Raw genomic sequence first — 18,658 nt, forward strand, 5'->3', positions numbered from 1 at the left:
TATTTTTATATGATGTATTGATTTTGCAGAAGCTGTTCAATTTGCAGAATCAGTGGATTGATTCGTTCCGGATGTTCCAGACGGTGATGGCCACCAGCGACGGCTTCGACCTGCATGTAGTCTTCCAATTGTGACTGCACTGCGTGCATGTCGAGCATTTCATCGCCCAGTTCGATATAGGCAAATTGAGGAATATCGTGCTGCAGGTCCTCATCACAGATGGCAGGGTAATCATCACGGAAATTTGGATTCAGGCTTGGATTGGCAATCACACAAGGAATCTGGAAGCGCTGCGACATCTTTAAGGCCCAGTAACCACCGAGGCTATGTCCGACCAGGATATCTGGATGAATCTTCTGAATAATTTCACTATAGAATTCAGCTACAGTCACATAATTGAGGTTGCGATAATCCACATCAATACAATATTTTTTGTCTGCATCAATGGCATGGAATTTTGTTGACTCTTTGGAAGAATCAAGTCCATGAATAAACAGGATTTTAGAAGTGCATTGGCTCATTATGGTCGTCGTATTCGTTTGTTTTCTGGTCCAGCAATGATTTGCGTCTGAACACATTGTAGAACGTCTATACAATGAAAGAAGTTAGCATTTGGTCTAAGAGATTTTGTTCAATGAAAGAATTAACCCAAAGGTCGCAGGCATTCTTTCACTACTTTGATATCACAACGTTATTTTTTGAATTAATGGTCAATTAATTTTTCACAAATTCTACTCAGTAAAGGGCTGGCGGTTGTCTGACAGGAATAAATTTATAAGGAAAGAATAGATTTGAGCAGAAAAGAGAATTCAGATGAGTCATGACGCTACGATTTAACGTCAAAATCTGCTATTGTATGCACCTTCTATTTTTAAACTAATCTTATTCGAGGCAGAGATGACGCAAACTAACGCTCAATCGACTTCTGAACAACACATTTCCGAAAACGATTTAATTGCACAGCGTCATGCCAAGTTAAAGCAAATTGAAGAACACGCCAAGGAAACCGGTAAGAGCCCATGGCCAAATACCTTCAAGCGTGAACACTATGCACAAGACCTTCAAGACCAGTTCGCTGACAAATCAAAAGAAGAAATTGAAGCAGGCGAAAAGGTTTATGTAAAAGTTGCTGGTCGTGTGATGTTGAACCGTGGTTCATTCATTGTGATCCAGGACATGACTGGCCGTATCCAGCTCTATGTTCCACGTAAAGAACTGGATGCTGATACACTAGCAACCATCAAATCACTGGATCTGGGTGACATCATTGCAGCAGAAGGTTATATCGGCCGTTCTGGTAAAGGTGATCTTTACGTTCACATCGAACATTTTGAATTACTGACTAAATCATTGCGTCCACTGCCAGACAAATTCCATGGTCTGACAGACACAGAAGTGAAATACCGTAAACGTTATCTGGATCTGATTGTTAACGAAGAGACCCGTAAAACTTTTGAAATCCGTGCCAAAGTGGTTGCTGGTATCCGTAGTTACCTGACTGAAAAACGCTTCATGGAAGTTGAAACTCCAATGATGCACGTGATTCCAGGCGGGGCGTCTGCGCGTCCATTCGAAACACACCACAACGCTTTGGATATGCCGCTGTTCCTGCGTATTGCGCCTGAGCTTTATCTGAAACGGTTGGTCGTAGGTGGTTTTGAACGTGTATTCGAAATCAACCGTAACTTCCGTAATGAAGGTGTTTCAACTCGTCATAACCCGGAATTCACCATGATCGAGTTCTATCAGGCTTATGCAGACTATAAAGACCTGATGGAACTGACTGAACAAATGCTGGAAAAACTGGCCCTGGATATCCTAGGTACAACTGACGTGCCTTATGGCGATGAAGTGTATAGCTTCAAAGGCCCATTCAAGAAAATCTCAATGTTTGATGCGATTCTTGAGCACAACCCGCAGTTCACACCTGAAAACGTGAATGACCGTGAGTTCCTGGCGAAATTTGTTCGTGAAGAGTTGAAAGAAGAAGTGAAACCAGGTTTCGGTCTGGGCAAACTGCAAACGATCGTATTTGAAGAAACTGTAGAAACTAAACTGCGTCAGCCTACTTTTGTGACTGAATACCCAGCAGAAACTTCTCCACTGGCTCGTCGTAATGATGAAAATCCACACATCACTGACCGTTTTGAATTCTTCATCGGTGGTCGTGAGCTGGCGAATGGCTTCTCGGAATTAAATGACCCGATCGACCAGGCTGAACGCTTCCAGGCTCAGGTTGCTGAAAAAGACGCGGGTGATGATGAAGCAATGCATTACGATGCGGACTTCATTGAAGCGCTGGAATACGGTCTACCTCCAACAGCGGGTGAAGGTATCGGGATCGACCGTCTGGTGATGATCTTTGCCAATGCACCAAGTATCCGTGACGTCATCCTGTTCCCACACATGCGTCATAAACACGCTTAAACCTAAGCACAAAAAAACCCGCACATGATGCGGGTTTTTTATGGGCTACATTCTTGTCACATAAGCCGAACATTGTTATGGACTCATCTAGGCTAAAATGCATTCTTATAAAATTACAGACAAAAAAAACGCAATGATTGGGGTTGTCATTGCGTAGAAAAAGGAAAAACTTATTGCAAATGAAACTGTGGAGAATGTTTCTTGCTGTTTCCTCAATATGTAATCAGAATAAAACTCTTCAGCCTTTATTACATTGGTAAACGTGTTAAGTGCTGTTAAGTAAAGTAAGTTTTTAAACAGTTCTGTGACTTAAATTCCATAATATGAACTAATTATGGAGATGACTCACAAAAAAGCCCTTCATGAGAAGGGCTTTTCAGTATTTTAAAGCTTTATTCCGGACTTAGAAGTGGAACACACCGAGTGCATTTTTCACTTCATCTAAAGTTGCCTGAGTGATGTCACGACATTTATCTGTACCAGTTTTCAGTACATCCATGATGTAGTCAGGATCTTTTTGCAGCTCCATACGGCGTTCACGGATTGGGCCGATCAGCTCTTTCAGGATACCTTCCAAACGTTTTTTCACAGCACCATCGCCTAAACCGCCACGACGGTAGTGTGCTTTCAGCTCTTCCAGTTCTTCTTTGTTTGGATCGAACGCATCCAGATAAGTAAATACTACGTTGCCTTCTACCTGACCTGGATCTTCAATGCGTAGGTGGTTCGGGTCGGTGTACATCGCATTGACCGCTTTTTTAATGTCTTTGTCAGAGGCATCCAGCACAATGGTATTGCCTAAAGACTTGGACATTTTTGCCTTGCCGTCAAAGCCTGGCAGACGGCCCACATTTGACAGAAGTGCCTTACATTCTGGCAGCAGTTCACGACCCACTTGACGGTTCAGACGACGCACGATTTCGTTGGTCTGTTCGATCATTGGGATCTGGTCTTCACCGACTGGTACTACAGTTGCCTTGAATGCAGTAATGTCGGCAGCTTGAGCGACTGGGTAGCACAGGAAGCCAGCTGGAATGTCACGCTCGAAACCACGCATCTGAATTTCAGATTTGATGGTTGGGTTACGTTCCAGGCGAGAAACTGTTACGAAGTTCAGGTAAAGCATGGTCAGCTCATTCAGCGCTGGCAGGCAAGACTGTACGCAGATGGTAGTTTTGGTTGGATCAATACCGACAGCAAGATAGTCAGTTGCAACTTCAATGATATTACGACGTACTTTTTCGAAGTTATCTGCATTGTCTGTCAGGGCCTGAGCGTCAGCAAGCAGCAGATGTTGATGGTGAGAATCCTGTAAACCCACGCGAGAACGCAAAGAACCAACAAAGTGACCGAGGTGAAGTTGTCCGGTAGGACGGTCGCCAGTCAAGATCACTGGACGATTATCTTGATTACTCATTATCTATTCCAAAACAGTAGTCGTACTACATTCAAAATTTTTAGGATCGCAACATTGTACGGCATTCTGTTTTTGAATGTCAGTCACAATAAATGCCTGCTGCAAAAAATCTAGGAATTTAAAGAAGTAAATACAATCTCGAACTTTGTTTTTGAGTAGAATATTTCTAGATTTATAAGGAATAACAAGAATGGCGAGTAGCTTATTAATATTACTGGATGATATTGCCACGGTTCTAGACGATGTTGCGGTCATGAGTAAAATGGCTGCAAAAAAGACGGCTGGGGTTTTGGGAGATGATTTAGCACTCAATGCTCAGCAAGTGAGTGGTGTACGTTCAGAACGTGAACTTCCTGTCGTGTGGGGCGTCGCCAAAGGCTCCTTCGTTAATAAACTAATTCTTGTTCCTTTGGCTTTGCTGATCAGCGTAGTCGCGCCATGGTTAATCAATCCTTTATTAATGATTGGTGGTCTGTTTCTGTGTTATGAAGGTGTGGAGAAAGTACTACATAGCATACAGCACAAAAAAGCCAAGACTGAAGAAGAAGCTGAAGCAGAATTAACCACAATTGAAACAGATCTGGTGCAATTCGAAAAAGACAAAATTAAAGGTGCGATTCGTACGGATTTTATTTTGTCGGCTGAAATTGTTGTGATTTCGCTAGGTACTGTCGCTACTGCAGCTTTTACGACTAAGGTGATGGTACTCTCGGCAATTGCTGTGGTGATGACAATCGGCGTGTATGGCTTTGTGGCCATGATTGTGAAAATTGATGATTTGGGATTATACCTAACCGAGCAGGCATCAAGTTTTAAACAAAGCGTGGGTCGCGGCCTACTGGCTTTTGCCCCCAAGCTTATGAAAACCCTAACGATTGTAGGAACGATTGCCATGTTCCTGGTCGGAGGCGGGATTATTGCGCATACGATTCCATGGTTCCATCATTTCACCGAAGATTCTGTAGAGTATGTCGAGCATATTCCGACAATGGGTAGCATTGTAGGAGCGGTTACTCCAACATTCATTAATTTGGTGATTGGTTTTATTGCCGGGTTGCTAGTATTTATCGTAATTGCTTTAATTCAAAAGATTAAATCTAAATCGAAGCAGGCATAATTAATCCTGAATCGCTAAAATAAGCTGAAGTAAACTATAAGGAAATCACTATGCGCTGGAAAGGTCGTCGAGTTAGTAGCAATGTAGAAGACCGCCGTGGCGGTGGCGCCAAAGCGGGTGGAATCAGTATTATTGGTCTGATCGTGGCCTTTGTGGCCTGGAAATTCTTTGGGGTCGATCCGCAGCAGGCTTATCAAGCCACCAAACAAGTGACTCAAAATGTTTCCAGTGCAGAAACGAGTGGTCTGGATAATCCAACGCCAGAGCAGCAGGAAGCGATGGAATTTGTCGGTACAGTGCTTGCAGATACCGAGGATACCTGGTCACAAGTTTTTCAGCAGCAGCTGAACCAGCAATATACGCCGCCAAAACTGGTGATGTTTAGTGGTGTAGTGAATTCCGGTTGTGGTACGGCACAATCTGCCATGGGGCCGTTCTATTGCCCAGCAGACCAGAAAGTGTATATCGATACGTCTTTCTTTAGAGACATGCGTACTCAAATGGACATTAGTGGCGAGCAGAATCAAACTGAACTGTCACGTAATGACCAGGCGGGTGATTTTGCTCAGGCGTATGTGGTGGCACATGAGGTCGGACATCATATTCAGACCTTGTTAGGCATTTCTTCGCAGGTACAGCAGGCGCGTCAGCAGGCGACCAAAGCGCAGGCCAATAAGTTATCTGTGTATCAAGAATTACAAGCCGACTGTCTGGCAGGCGTGTGGGCCTATCATAACCATGAAAGAACCCAGTTCCTAGAACAGGGCGATGTACAGGAAGCGATGGATGCTGCTCATAAGATTGGTGATGACTATCTGCAGAAAAAAGCTCAAGGTCATGCTGTACCCGACAGTTTTACCCATGGTACCAGTGCACAGCGGATGCAGTGGTTTAATACCGGTTTGAAATCAGGGCAAATGGCGGACTGTGATACCTTTAATAAAGGGATCTAAAGCTTTTAATATTTCAATTTTTCAGAATAAATTAAAGGAGCAAAAATGCTCCTTTATTTTTAACTCAATATTTAAATTATTAGCTTAGAAAATGGCGGAAGTCTTTAATCAGACTAAAGCAGATAAATAAGACAGCAATTGCAAATAGACCGATCCTAAATACTTTAAATTTCAGGTTGTAAATATTCTGCGGAACAAACTGCTGAATCTAATGTTTGGGATAAATAAAATCTGCTTTTTCCCAGTTGAAAATAAACACGGCATTCACTGGTTTCTGGTTATTGGAGAGCATGACTTGCTCAGCTGGGCTGCTGATTAAAGTCAGAGATTTGCCTTGCTGATATTTTTGATTTTCTGCCTGCAGAATTTCCTGAATTCTGGTGACACAGGTCAACCACAACGACAGTGTGACTAGAAAAACTATTATGGCCAGACATAGGCGAAAAATAGTTTTCCCCATTTGAAGCATGGGAGAACTGTTAAAAATTACGCCGAAGCATATATGAGAAATGATGATTGAATTGTATGATAATTCATCAGTTAAAATCCTTGAAAAGAAACTTAACTCAAAAGCCTGGGAAAGGGGATTAAACTTATTTCACCCGGAAATACCTCTTTGCTAGATATTTTATTTTTTGATAGGCCGGCACTTTTCTCAGGCGTGGGCTGCATTTTTTAAGGAAATCCATGGGAAATTTCTTTTTCTTACAACTTCTCACCGTTGTTTTTGCCCTATCTATTGCCACGACATTATTCAATAAGCGGGTATTGGGTTTTCCTCAAGCCATTGGGGTTCCAATTGTTTCCGCGATTTTCGTGTTTATCCTGCAATGGGGCGCGAGTCTGCTACATGGCAATCCTTTTTTCAGCATCAATATTACCAATATTGAAAACGCAGTTCGGCATATTGATTTCTATGACTTCCTGATCAATGGGGTGATCTGTTTCATCCTGACCTCATCGGCGCTGAAATTTAAGGTTTCAGATTTGCGTAACCACTGGCGTCCGATCGGGATTCTGGCCAGTCTGGCACTGGTTTTCTGTGCAGTGTTCTTTGGTCTGGCGCTGTATGGTTACCAGTTCCTGATCGGCAAGCATGTGGATCTGGTCGTACTATTGCTGCTTGGCGCCGCCTTGGGGGCTACCGACCCGATCGGAATCAAAGGGGTACTCAGTTCGGTTCGTGCACCGTATCATCTGATGGTGAAGCTAGAAGGCGAATCATTGTTTAATGACGCGATGTGTATTGCCTTGTTTATGACTTTGCTAAATGTATTGCAAGGGGAAAGCTTTACTATTCTGGGTGTATTGCAAACGCTGTTGTATGAAATTGTCGTCGCAGTGCTGATTGGTGTGGTATTTGGTTGGGCAATCCTACGTATTTTGCGTGGCAAACATGAAATGGAATCACTGATTCTGACAACAGCATTGTTAGCTTGTGGTTCTTATCTAGTGGCATTGTTAGCCCATGCATCTGCACCTATTGCCTGTGTGATTGGTGGTTTAATTGTCGGTAACAAGTGGAAAGAAATTCTGGCTGATGCCGACATCGGGGACGTCAATCATTTCTGGCATACCGTAGAAGGGATTATTAATTCCTTCCTGTTTACCCTGATTGGTTTGGAACTATTTATTATTGACCTGAGTACCAGCCTGATTCTGGGCGGGATAGTGGCCTTTATTATCTTGCACGTCGCGCGTTTTGCAGCAAACTTTTTATCTTTCTCGATGTTCCCGCACTTGCGCAGAAAGCGTTACAACGGCAGTTTGGCAATTCTATCTTGGGGTGGTGTCCGTGGGGGGATTTCTCTGGCGCTAATTCTGGCGGTTGCCAATATTCCAGAATTGGAAGAGTACAGCAGTATTCTGATTGGTTATACCTTTATTGTGGTGCTGCTCTCCGGTGTGGTGTGTGGTCTTGGGCTGCCGGCGGTAATGAATGCGTTTTATCACAACCCTAATGAAGAAACCCTGGGCTGGAAAGGCTGGTATCAGCGGTTGTGCCATCGAATGAACCGCAAAGGCTTTAAGTATATTATCGGTGAAGATGCGCAGGGTAATGAAACTATTACCGTGTATCAGCCAGAAACCTTAATTGATGAGAAAGATGAGGATGGTGTCGCAGCAGTACATAATCCGGAAAAAGTGCAGGAAGTAAAACGCCTGGAAAGTCCGGACAACTTCTAATTTCTTGCTTATGTTAAAAAGAGAATCTCCGGATTCTCTTTTTTTTATTGCCCATATTTTCTATTGGTACGTGAATAATAAATGATTAAGATCAGGACAAAACAAAAGGGAAATCGATGATACTAGCCAGACCCAGTGATGAACTTGCCCAAATGATTCTGAGTATTGTTGCCTTGATTCCTCAAGGTAAAGTGGCAAGCTATGGCCAGATTGCCAAACTTGCAGGATTGCCACGGCATGCGCGACTGGTCGGACGTGTACTGAAGGAAATGGATGAATCCTCAGATTTGCCTTGGCATCGGGTGATTAATTCCCAAGGCAAAATCAGTGTGCATAAACTCGACGAGCAAGGCATGAATATACAGGCGGCTAAATTAATGCAAGAAGGTGTGGTGGTGATAGGGGATAAAGTGAATCTAAAAACCTATCAATGGGATGGTCTACACGCATAAAAATACCCCATGCGGAGATGAGGTATTTTAAATATGGCGAATTAAGGCTTAATCGTGACCGCGTACCACCAGCACTGGAATTTCAGCCTGTCCAAGAATGCTTTGCGCCACGCTGCCCAGGAAGAATTTCTTGAAGCCAGTACGACCATGTGAACCGATCACAATCAGGTCAGCACCTAAGGTTTTTGCGGCTTTGGCGATTTCGGTATTCACCACCTGACCTTCTAATAACTGGGTTTCTACTTGAACACCTGCAGCTTCAAAACGTTTTTTCGCTTCATCCAAGTTTTGCTGAATGGAAGTGCGCGCACGTTCAATCAGGTCATTGGTTTGTGCTGCTGTGATGTATTCAGCAGCGATATAAGGGTCTAGAGTCATCACCTGAACCACGGTGATTTTGCTGTTAAATGCTTTGGCCAGTTCTACAGCCTTATCTACAGCAACAAGTGAAGTTTGTGAACCATCAATTGGAACTAAAATATTTTGAAAAGACATAACCAATCTCCTTACGGAAGCAAAGTTTTATAATTATGAACCGGTTGTCCGGGCTAAAATTTCCTGCTTATAGTTTGATCATATACCCTATTGCATAGAAATAAAACCAGCTAAATTCGTAGGAATTCAGGAAAATTAGTTTGAATAGATAGATGAAAAATTAAGCTAAAATTCTAGTAGTAGAAAAGTCTTATTTGGGGGTTTTTGAATAATTGATCTTGGAGCTAGTTAAATTATTTGGGTTCTGGTTGCTGCAATGGAAAGGGAAAAGCCTTGTATGAATGGTTCATTAAATTTATTTAGCTGCTAATCATTTTTAACCTGCAGATCTAAGGGGATAGGGTTGGAGGTATTTTCTAAAATAAAATAGCTACTTAAAAATACATTCTTTGCTGATCTTTCTGGATGGGAGATTTAAAAAAAATAGCGCGTTGATTAAGCGCTTCTTTTTGTTCAATAGATTAGAAGAGGAATTCTAGGTAAAAGAACAATAAATAATAAGATGATGAATTTGTTTAATTTTTAAATGATTATTACATCATTGCATAAAGACTGAACATTTACCTGTAAAAATACTTGACGATAGGTAAGGAAGTTAAGATAATGCGCACACAGTTTACGGCTATGTAGCTCAGTTGGTTAGAGCACAGCACTCATAATGCTGGGGTCACAGGTTCAAGTCCAGTCATAGCCACCATTTTTATAGACCAAGCTCTCAGCTTGGTCTCTTTTTTTGTGCCTAAAAAATATATTTTATTCTGTTAAAACTGTTGCACTATTCTTCTGAATTTCACCTCTAATTTTTCAGTATTTTATTTCTATCATTCAAATTATTTAAAAATAAAAAATCGCCTAAGCGGACTTAAGCGATTTTGAATTTCTATCTTCTAAGAAAAGAGGAGTCTTAGACGCCCGGTTTCCAGCCATTCACGATTGGGTAACGGCGTTCACGGCTAAAGGAACGTGAGCTAATACGAGGACCGATTGCACCTTGGCGGCGTTTGTATTCGCTGATATCCACCAGACGAATCACGCGTTTTACTACCTCTTCATCAAAGCCTTTGGCAATGATGTCATCTTGGCTTTGATCTTCTTCGATATAAGAGTACAGGATTGCATCCAGCACTTCGTATGGAGGTAATGAGTCCTGATCCAATTGGTCTGGGCGAAGTTCTGCTGAAGGTGGACGGGTAATCACACGTTCAGGAATTACTGGTGTTTCAGCAATGCTATTACGGTATTTCGCCAGTTCAAACACAATGGTTTTGTAGACATCTTTCAGTACTGCGAAACCGCCGACCATATCGCCGTATAGGGTGCAATAACCCACAGACAGTTCAGATTTGTTGCCGGTAGACAGTACTAGGTTACCAAACTTGTTGGATAATGCCATCAGCAGTGTGCCGCGTGAACGTGCCTGCAAGTTCTCTTCGGTTGCATCCACTGGTGCATCACCAAAGAATGGATATAGGGTTTGCAGGAAGCCATTTACAATCGGATTGATCTCGGCAATACCGAAAGTCACGCCTAGAGTTTTGGCCTGTTCTGCTGCATCTTCTACACTGATTTGCGCAGTATAAGTATAAGGCATCATCACCGCTTGGACTTTATCAGCACCCAAGGCATCCACGGCAATGGCTAACGTCAATGCAGAGTCGATCCCGCCAGACAGCCCTAGAATGACGCCCGGGAAGCCAGAACGTTGAACATAGTCACGTGTTCCAACCACCAGACTTTGATAAATCTCTGCCATGGTGTCCAGTACTGGAGTTACGGTGCCTTTGCTGAATGCTTGTTGTTCAGCATTGAATTCCACCAGATGTAGGCCTTCCTGGAAGCTAGGTGCTTGCAGTGCCAGTTCCCCGGTTTTATTCAGAACAAAGCTGGTACCGTCGAAGACCAGATCATCCTGACCACCCACCTGGTTACAGTAAACCAGATTGATATTCAGTTCTTTGACCAATGCAGCCATGGTGTCAATGCGGTGCTGTGGCTTGCCGACTTCATAAGGAGAAGAGTTCAGTACTAGGGCAGTATCGATATTCAGCTGAGCCAGTTGCTGCACCGTATTTAAAGACCAGACATCTTCGCAAATCAGTACGCCAAACTTGTGACCGAGGTATTCAAAGACCAGGTGCTGATGACCTTTATTGAAGTAACGTTTTTCATCAAAAACGCTGTAATTAGGCAGTGTCTGCTTGTTATAAACACCCAATACCTGACCATCTTTCATCACAGCAGCAGAGTTAAAACGCTGACCATCTTCAGCCACGTTCACAAAACCAAACACCATTACGATGTCTTTGACTTGTGCCAGTTGATCAAATGCCTGTTGAGTACGTTTGGTCAAACTTGGACGCAGAATCAAATCTTCTGCAGGGTAACCAAGAATCGAAAGTTCTGGAAAGATAATCAGATCAGCATTGTCTTTTTTTGCCAGATTGGCCTGTTCGATAATTTTTTGCGTATTTGCGTCGATATTGCCTACATGTGGAGAGAATTGAGCAAGGGCAATTTTAAAACTTTTCATTCCAACTAAATCCTAATCCTGATAGATTTTTTGCACTAATCGGCTGATATTTAAAATTATAGTTCTTCAGTAGAGTGCAATTGGGGTGTACTAACATAATGCCAAATGGCTATAAATTTTAAACACAATCATAAAGCGTGATATTTAATCTCAATTATTGGGAGGAAAATATCAGACAAGAGTTATTCTATCGAATTTTGAAGCAGATGCTAGCGTTGTTTGCATAGATTTATTGTTGAAATGCAACTGTATCATTAAAAATAAAACGAACGCTTATGCTTTTGTAAGGAATCCGTCTGAAGTGAGTATGTTGTGTGAAAAATTAGGATTTTAGCTCTAAAAAAATTATTCCAGTTCCTGAATAATATTGGGTATTTTCTTAAGATAAATATCACGTGCAATATCGCCTTGCTGTTCGATGTTATAGCACCAGAATGCTTTTCCCGGAATATAGGTATATTGATAGGGATTATATTTGCCAAAACTTAAAAAATAAGCGGTCTGTAAAATCGCACCGCGTAGCACCACATTAATACCATGCTGATGCTGGAAAATATGGGTCATCTCATGAATAAATACGGCGCGAAAGCTCGCATTCTCTTTGGAATAATCCTCCTTAAAAAGAATATTGCGCACATGCACATAGCCGATCGGTGCCATCAAAATATGTTTCGGTTGCCAGGGCAAGAAAGGATGATTCATGACATGCACTTTGCTGTAATCAACCCGGTCACCAAACACTGAAAGGCACATCTGGATTTCACCTTGAGTGAGTGGACGGCATTTAAAGCGATCCAGTTTGAGCAGTTTGATTAAAAAAGGCAGTAACTTGAGCAACAGCATAGGGCGGTGCAGGGAAATGGGTGAAATATATAGGCAGACCTTAGCATCCTATTTTTGAGTTGTGCAAGTCAGCTTACATGGTTTCATCCAAACTACTGGAAAGTTACAATGGTTTGATTCCAAACAGGTAGTCCATTTATGAAAGCGCGCATCCATACTCTCATTTCCGCCATCAGTGCAAATATGTATGAGCGCGAACATATTATCGCCCTGAGCCTGCTGGCAGGTGCAGCGGGCATGAATACCTTTCTGTATGGTCATCCGGGGACGGCAAAAAGCCTGATTTCACGTCGTATAGCCTGCGCCTTTGAAGTGGCAGAATATTTTGAATATCTGATGAATCGTTTCAGTACGCCGGAAGAAATTTTTGGGCCAGTCTCGATTAAGGCTCTCAAAGAAGACCAGTACATTCGCAAAACCGAGCACTATTTACCCAAAGCGGATTTCGCGTTTCTGGATGAAATCTGGAAAGCCAGCCCGGCCATTCTGAATACCCTGTTAACGCTGGTGAATGAGCGCATCTTTAAAAATGGCGATATGATTCAGCAGGTGCCGCTGAAAGTGCTGATGAGTGCCTCCAATGAGATTCCAGAACCGAATCAGGGATTGGATGCATTATATGACCGCTTTATTTTACGCCTGACTGTGCCTCCGATTGAGCAGGCAACCAATTTTCATGCATTGCTGCAAACCAAGCCGGCACGCGCTAAGCCTGAAGTTGATGAAGCCCTAAAAATTAAAAAACATGAATTGGCTAAGTGGCGTAATCAGATGCATGAGGTCGAGCTGCCAGCACATGTGCTGGCAGTATTTGATGAGATCAAGCAGCGACTGAATCACAGCTATGAAGATCATCAGGTTTATGTTTCAGACCGTCGCTGGCAACGAATTGCCTATCTGGTTAAAGCCGCCGCTTTTTTAAATGAGCGTAGTCAGGTGCAGTTGAATGATCTATTTATTCTCAAGCACTGTCTCTGGAATCAGGTGGAAGATGTGCCATTGGTCAATCAGGCTGTAGAGAACGCCATCCTAGAAACGGGTTTGGCTTTTGAATCAGAGCTGGAAGCACTAACCATAGAGAAAGAAATGCTGGAGCAGAATATCCTGAACAGCTTTTACTATACCGATGATGTTTATGAAAGCTATTTGATCCGTGGTAAAGAATATCTACGCGCTGTCACCAATCTGGATCATCACTATAAGGATAAGGTGCTGTATCTGGAACTAAACAAGATGGGGACCAAAAAAGATTTCTTTGCTGTGGATGAAAGCGGTGAAGAAATCCGTGGTATTGTGTGTAATTTTAACGGATCGCGCATCTGTACCCTGAAAGGGGGCTATTACGGATTAGAGGAAACCGTTTCGCCTTATATCAAACACAGTAAAGGCACTACACGTAGCAGTGTAGCCAGCGAAGTGCGTATTGATCTGCTGCAGCAACTTAAACAACTGGAACAGAAACTGCAGGCAGATGTAGTCCGCATTCAGCAACGTTTCAAAACAGAAAGAGCTGCCCTTGATTCACCTTTTGTGCAGGAAGCAGATATTCAGCAACTACAACAAGGCATGCAACAACAGCTGGAACGCTATCAGCTGCAGATGCAGGATTGTGCCCGTCTGGAACAGTTATGCAGAAGCTAAACCTGCGTTCACCGTTACAGACACAGCAATCATTAGAAAGGCTGACCGATCAACTATACGATGAACTGCACCAGTCCACACTCAAGCATTGGCTGAATGACCATAAAACGGCACAGCGGTTGGATGAAAAAGTGCAGGAGTGGGCCTATCAGGCCAAAAATAATCTGGATGAACAGCATCCTTATCAGGAAGCGCAGCAGCATTTGGAATATTGGCTGCAACTAGAGCAGGTTAATGCAGCACAGTTTCAGCAGATGCTGGAGCAATACCAAAGTTTTACTCAGCAAATTGGTCTGCCAGATCTAAGCGATTTTTGGCAGTATCAGCTGCAACAGGCGAAGCACAGCGTCACTCAGTTGCAGTTCCAGTTGCTGAAAGAAAAATGGCAACGTAAGCTTACGGAAGCGGTAGCACATTGGGAGTTTGAACAGCTGGCATTATTGCGGGATGCATTTTTAGAAGAGATAAAAGACTTCTTGGCTTCACTACAAAAAATGTCTCGATATAAGGATAGTTTCGGCGCAGATACTGGCATCTTTCTGGATTATTCCAGTGGCAAGCTGACCCAGCAGGATGTCCAGCAGTTTGAGCAGTGGAGTCGCTATCTGGAAGAAGATGCAGAGCTGATGCGCCTGTGCCGGATGATTGGCTCGGCACAGCCATCCTGTTATCCCCGTAAAAATCTTGCTGCCAAATATGATATTCAGGCACAGGAACAGATACAACAAGTGGCCCATGAAGAAATCACCGGCATTGCACTGGGACAAGCCTTGAATCTGGCACTACCGAATGAACTGGCATTACTGTCCGATCCAGACCTGCAGATTTTATTTGACTTAAAGTTCCTTGAATCCAACCTGATGAGCTTCCATATGCAGGGGCAGCAGTCGGGGCGGGTGATTGAAGATTCTCGGCATGCCAAGAAAAAGCTTGGGCAGAAAGGGCCGATGATCGTGTGTCTGGATACCAGCGGTTCCATGCATGGTCAGCCGGAGTTGATTTCCAAAGCCATTTGCCTATACCTAGGCATTCAGGCGATGCGGGATAAGCGCCCGATGTACCTGATTAATTTCTCTACCAATTTGACGGCACTCAGTTTAAATACCAATACTGCATTAGACGATCTGATCCATTTCCTCAGTCAGTCCTTTCATGGTGGCACCGATATTATTCCTGTGATGGAGCATGCAGTCGAGATGCTGGAACGGCCGGAATTTCAAAATGCCGATGTCGCCGTGATTTCTGACTTTATTATGGGGCAGCTCAGTCCAGAGCTGATGGAAAAAATTGATCTGCAGAAGCAGCAGGGCGCTGGCTTTTATGGAGTCGCGATTGGAGGTTTTCGCTTTGATCATCTCGATAAAGGATTGTTTGATCATCAGTGGATTTACCAGTCCAGTACCGGAAAAGTGATTGAATTGGAGCCGAATGCATAAGGTTTTTTTAGCGAGAGCTCATCTCTGATAGGATTTTAATTTTATTAGTCATAAAAAAACCGCCCGAAGGGGCGGTTTTTTGGGTCTTTCGACGCGTACCGGATTAACGGTTGATGTCGCGTTGAGTTTCGCCAGTGTAAAGCTGACGAGGACGACCGATTTTGTAAGGTGCGCTGTGCATTTCTAACCAGTGGCTGATCCAACCCACTGTACGTGCAAGAGCGAAGATTACAGTAAACATTTCTGTTGGGATACCAATCGCTTTAAGGATGATACCTGAGTAGAAGTCTACGTTAGGGTACAGGTTACGTTTGATGAAGTATTCGTCAGAAAGTGCAATACGTTCAAGTTCCATAGCCAGTGCAAGCTGTGGATCGTTGATACCAAGTGCAGTTAACACTTCGTCGCAAGTTTCTTTCATTACTTTCGCACGTGGGTCAAAGTTTTTGTACACACGGTGACCGAAGCCCATGAGTTTAACTTCTTTAGTTTTCACTTTTTCCATGAACGGAGCAACGTTCTCTACAGTGCCGATTTCATCCAGCATCTTAAGAACAGCTTCGTTCGCACCACCGTGTGCAGGACCCCATAGCGCAGCAATACCAGCAGCGATACATGCATATGGGTTAGCACCAGTAGAACCCGCTAGACGTACTGTAGAAGTAGACGCGTTTTGTTCGTGGTCAGCATGAAGCGTAAAGATACGGTCCATTGCTTTCGCAAGAATTGGATTAACTTTGTAGTCACGGTCTGCTGGAGTAGCAAACATCATGTACAGGAAGTTTTCAGCGTAGCTTAAGTCGTTACGTGGGTAAACGAATGGTTGACCAACTGTATATTTGTAAGTCCAAGCAGCCAGAGTAGGGACTTTAGCGATCAGACGGATTGCAGTGATTTCACGGTGGTCAATGTTTTCGATGTCCAGGCTGTTGTGATAGAACGCAGAAAGCGCACCAACCACACCACACATGATCGCCATAGGGTGAGCGTCACGACGGAAACCATTGAAGAAGCGGCTAACTTGGTCGTGAACCATAGTGTGGTTACGAACTTTAGAGTCGAACTCAGCTTTTTGTTCAGCAGTTGGAAGCTCGCCATTTAACAACAGGTAGCAAGTTTCTAGGTAGTCTGCTTTAGTTGCTAACTGGTCGATTGGGTAACCACGGTGTAAAAGAACGCCTTTACCGCCATCGATGAATGTGATTTTAGATTCGCACGCCGCTGTAGACACGAAACCAGGATCAAAAGTAAAGTGACCTGCAGCCAATACATCTTTAACGTCGATTACATCTGGGCCCAATGTGCCGCTGTAAATTGGTAGTTCAATTTGTTTGCCATCAAGCTGTAAAACGGCTTTCTTGCCAGTTGCTTCAGACATTCAATAGATCTCCTGTCCTGGTGAATGTTTATCCGAGTTGTCTATCAATCTTTTAATGCACAAAACGGACGGATCAAAAAATTGCTATAAGATTAGTGAGTACTGAAATTTTGTCAATTATACTTATGGATAAAAAATGACATTACACAGTGGTTTAGTCACATAATCTCTGTATAAAGCTTTCATGAAAATCACAGCATCAACGCGGTATAATAAGGTAAAAATATCTTTAGGTGCAGAAAAAAAACATTGTTTGTAGCAATAATCATCATCGTTTAATCGTAAAAAAATGTTTATAAATCCAGCTTTCAGATGAGAACCCTTCGCAAAACTATATAAATTTCGCGACTTAGCTAACTTTTAAAGTCTTGTTGTTTTTGTTCAGTTTTATAATTAAAAGCGCTTAACACTTTTCATTAAAATGATTGTTTGGTTAAAAAATGACTGATTTGGAACAGCCATAATATTGTGTGAAGATATATTTGTGAGATTTTTGTCACATTTTTATTAATTAAAGAGCAGAGGGGAATTAATAAGATGGTGGACTCAATTAAATAAGGTTAAATATCATCGAATACGTCAGCAAAATATTTAGACTCAAATGGTATCCTTCCTTATATATAAGATGTACCAGATTAAAAGAAGTATTGGCTTATTTGAGTGATATTTTCAATGGCTTACTTAAGTGGTTGAATCTTCTCCTTTAGTCTAAAGTATAGACAATATTGTTAACTATATATACTGCACTGATTTGATCAGGTTTATTTTTAAAAAACAAAGAAATAAACATCATACGCTAACTATTTGAAAGGGCGGGAATTGCACTTTTAATTGTTAATGATTCTTATTTAAATATTTTTTAGTGAAAAAGCGAAATAGAGTTGTTTGTGTTTTAATATTTAGCGTTTTATAATTCAGTGTCGTTTTATGTTTAGGCATGTATTTGTCTAATAATGCCAGCTTTCCTTCGAATTAATTCCAACAAACTCCGGATGGAGTTTTTAACTACAGGATGCCCGCTGTGAAAAGCAACAGACCTGTCAATTTGTCCATGGGTCAAGTTTTAGAAGTAAACTTAAAATCACCTGTGGCTATTGCATCAATTCTACACCGTCTTTCGGGTGTAATCGTATTTTTACTCGTACCGGTCCTTCTATGGATTTTAGACAAATCATTGTCTTCACCTGAAGGTTTTGCACAAGTGCAAGAAATCTTTAATGGTTTCATTGTCCGCTTCGTTGTATGGGTATTTGTAGCCGGCTTAATTTATCATTTGTTCACTGGTATTAAGCACTTACTGGCAGATATCGGCGTTGCAGAGGAACTGCAAAGCGGTCGTACTGCAGCTACTATTTCATTAATCTTGTCTGCTATCGGTATCGTTGCAGCATTTGTATGGATCGTACTCTAATGAAAAGTGCTACTGGTTTAACAGGTTCAGGTTCTCGTGATTGGTTTATCCAACGCATTAGTGCTGTAGTTTTAGCTGTTTATACCGTTGTGGTATTGGGTTGGATCCTACTGAATGGTGGTTTCAACTTCGAGCAATGGTACGGCTTTATGATGACATTACCAATGAAGATTATGTCTTTATTGGCAGTCTTATCTCTTGTTGCGCATGCTTGGATCGGTATGTGGCAGGTATTCACTGACTATGTGACTACTCGTCAAATGGGTCCATCGGCTTCAGGTTTACGCCTTGTACTGACTTCAGCAGTGATCATTGCTGTATTTGCATATGCAATCTGGGCTATCCGGATTTTTTGGGCGAATTGATAGGAA

The 18,658-nt window shown here is 42.5% G+C and carries 16 protein-coding genes and 1 tRNA gene; 10 read left to right on the forward strand and 7 right to left on the reverse strand.

Annotated features, from left to right (window positions below; translation table 11 throughout):
- Window positions 1-5: 5 nt before the first annotated feature.
- On the reverse strand, window positions 6-521 hold the full coding sequence (locus GW12_RS08475) for a YqiA/YcfP family alpha/beta fold hydrolase (protein WP_034586251.1): 516 nt from the start codon (window positions 519-521) through the stop codon (window positions 6-8).
- A gap of 376 nt (window positions 522-897) precedes the next feature.
- On the opposite strand from GW12_RS08475, the gene lysS reads away from it, so the two are divergent.
- Window positions 898-2,427 carry a lysine--tRNA ligase gene (lysS, locus tag GW12_RS08480; protein WP_034586254.1) on the forward strand — a complete coding sequence of 510 codons (1,530 nt, stop codon included), beginning with the start codon at window positions 898-900 and terminating at the stop codon, window positions 2,425-2,427.
- A gap of 403 nt (window positions 2,428-2,830) precedes the next feature.
- On the opposite strand, the gene trpS is transcribed toward lysS, so the two are convergent.
- Window positions 2,831-3,844, reverse strand: a complete 1,014-nt coding sequence (gene trpS / locus GW12_RS08485; RefSeq protein WP_034586258.1) for a tryptophan--tRNA ligase — start codon at window positions 3,842-3,844, stop codon at window positions 2,831-2,833.
- A 190-nt stretch (window positions 3,845-4,034) separates the two neighbouring features.
- Between trpS and GW12_RS08490 the strand changes: the two genes are divergently transcribed.
- Together GW12_RS08490 and GW12_RS08495 are read left to right on the forward strand one after the other, a co-directional pair.
- Window positions 4,035-4,961 (forward strand): DUF808 domain-containing protein, encoded by a 927-nt coding sequence (locus GW12_RS08490; RefSeq protein ID WP_034586261.1) that lies wholly within the window; start codon window positions 4,035-4,037, stop codon window positions 4,959-4,961.
- Window positions 4,962-5,011: 50 nt separating this feature from the next.
- Window positions 5,012-5,914: a neutral zinc metallopeptidase gene (locus tag GW12_RS08495; RefSeq protein WP_034586265.1), complete on the forward strand. Its 903-nt coding sequence runs from the start codon at window positions 5,012-5,014 to the stop codon at window positions 5,912-5,914.
- Between the two features lie 208 nt (window positions 5,915-6,122).
- Here GW12_RS08495 and GW12_RS15445 read toward each other — a convergent pair whose 3' ends face one another.
- Entirely contained in the window at window positions 6,123-6,383 is a 261-nt protein-coding gene (locus GW12_RS15445) for a hypothetical protein (protein ID WP_227504154.1), read from the reverse strand.
- 218 nt (window positions 6,384-6,601) lie between these two features.
- Between GW12_RS15445 and GW12_RS08505 the strand changes: the two genes are divergently transcribed.
- A complete protein-coding gene (locus tag GW12_RS08505) occupies window positions 6,602-8,101 on the forward strand; it encodes a sodium:proton antiporter (protein ID WP_034586268.1) in 1,500 nt (499 codons plus the stop codon).
- 116 nt (window positions 8,102-8,217) lie between these two features.
- A complete protein-coding gene (locus GW12_RS08510) occupies window positions 8,218-8,553 on the forward strand; it encodes an MGMT family protein (protein ID WP_171077687.1) in 336 nt (111 codons plus the stop codon).
- Window positions 8,554-8,601: 48 nt separating this feature from the next.
- On the opposite strand, the gene GW12_RS08515 is transcribed toward GW12_RS08510, so the two are convergent.
- On the reverse strand, window positions 8,602-9,048 hold the full coding sequence (locus GW12_RS08515) for a universal stress protein (protein WP_034586274.1): 447 nt from the start codon (window positions 9,046-9,048) through the stop codon (window positions 8,602-8,604).
- 620 nt (window positions 9,049-9,668) lie between these two features.
- On the opposite strand from GW12_RS08515, the gene GW12_RS08520 reads away from it, so the two are divergent.
- Window positions 9,669-9,745 (forward strand) — tRNA-Met (locus tag GW12_RS08520).
- 207 nt (window positions 9,746-9,952) lie between these two features.
- Here GW12_RS08520 and GW12_RS08525 read toward each other — a convergent pair.
- Both GW12_RS08525 and GW12_RS08530 read right to left on the reverse strand, forming a co-directional pair.
- On the reverse strand, window positions 9,953-11,578 hold the full coding sequence (locus tag GW12_RS08525) for an NAD+ synthase (RefSeq protein ID WP_034586277.1): 1,626 nt from the start codon (window positions 11,576-11,578) through the stop codon (window positions 9,953-9,955).
- 345 nt (window positions 11,579-11,923) lie between these two features.
- Window positions 11,924-12,418, reverse strand: a complete 495-nt coding sequence (locus GW12_RS08530) for a hypothetical protein (RefSeq protein WP_171077691.1) — start codon at window positions 12,416-12,418, stop codon at window positions 11,924-11,926.
- Between the two features lie 141 nt (window positions 12,419-12,559).
- Here GW12_RS08530 and GW12_RS08535 point away from each other — a divergent pair, with 141 nt between their 5' ends.
- Together GW12_RS08535 and GW12_RS08540 are read left to right on the forward strand one after the other, a co-directional pair.
- A complete protein-coding gene (locus GW12_RS08535; protein WP_034586282.1) occupies window positions 12,560-14,062 on the forward strand; it encodes an AAA family ATPase in 1,503 nt (500 codons plus the stop codon).
- Entirely contained in the window at window positions 14,050-15,498 is a 1,449-nt protein-coding gene (locus GW12_RS08540; protein ID WP_034586285.1) for a VWA domain-containing protein, read from the forward strand. Before GW12_RS08535 ends, GW12_RS08540 begins: the two co-directional genes overlap by 13 nt.
- Before the next feature lie 103 nt (window positions 15,499-15,601).
- On the opposite strand, the gene gltA is transcribed toward GW12_RS08540, so the two are convergent.
- Window positions 15,602-16,876, reverse strand: coding sequence for a citrate synthase (gltA, locus tag GW12_RS08545; protein ID WP_034586290.1), 1,275 nt, complete (start codon window positions 16,874-16,876; stop codon window positions 15,602-15,604).
- A 1,012-nt stretch (window positions 16,877-17,888) separates the two neighbouring features.
- Here gltA and sdhC point away from each other — a divergent pair.
- Together sdhC and sdhD are read left to right on the forward strand one after the other, a co-directional pair.
- The gene (gene sdhC, locus GW12_RS08550) at window positions 17,889-18,287 is read left to right on the forward strand and encodes a succinate dehydrogenase, cytochrome b556 subunit (protein ID WP_034586294.1); all 399 of its coding nucleotides are present in this window, start codon (window positions 17,889-17,891) and stop codon (window positions 18,285-18,287) included.
- Window positions 18,287-18,652 (forward strand): succinate dehydrogenase, hydrophobic membrane anchor protein, encoded by a 366-nt coding sequence (gene sdhD, locus GW12_RS08555; RefSeq protein ID WP_034586296.1) that lies wholly within the window; start codon window positions 18,287-18,289, stop codon window positions 18,650-18,652. The genes sdhC and sdhD overlap by 1 nt, the downstream gene beginning before the upstream one ends.
- Window positions 18,653-18,658 lie beyond the last annotated feature (6 nt).

The organism is Acinetobacter sp. HR7, from assembly GCF_000773685.1.
Classification (GTDB): Bacteria; Pseudomonadota; Gammaproteobacteria; order Pseudomonadales; family Moraxellaceae; genus Acinetobacter; species Acinetobacter thermotolerans.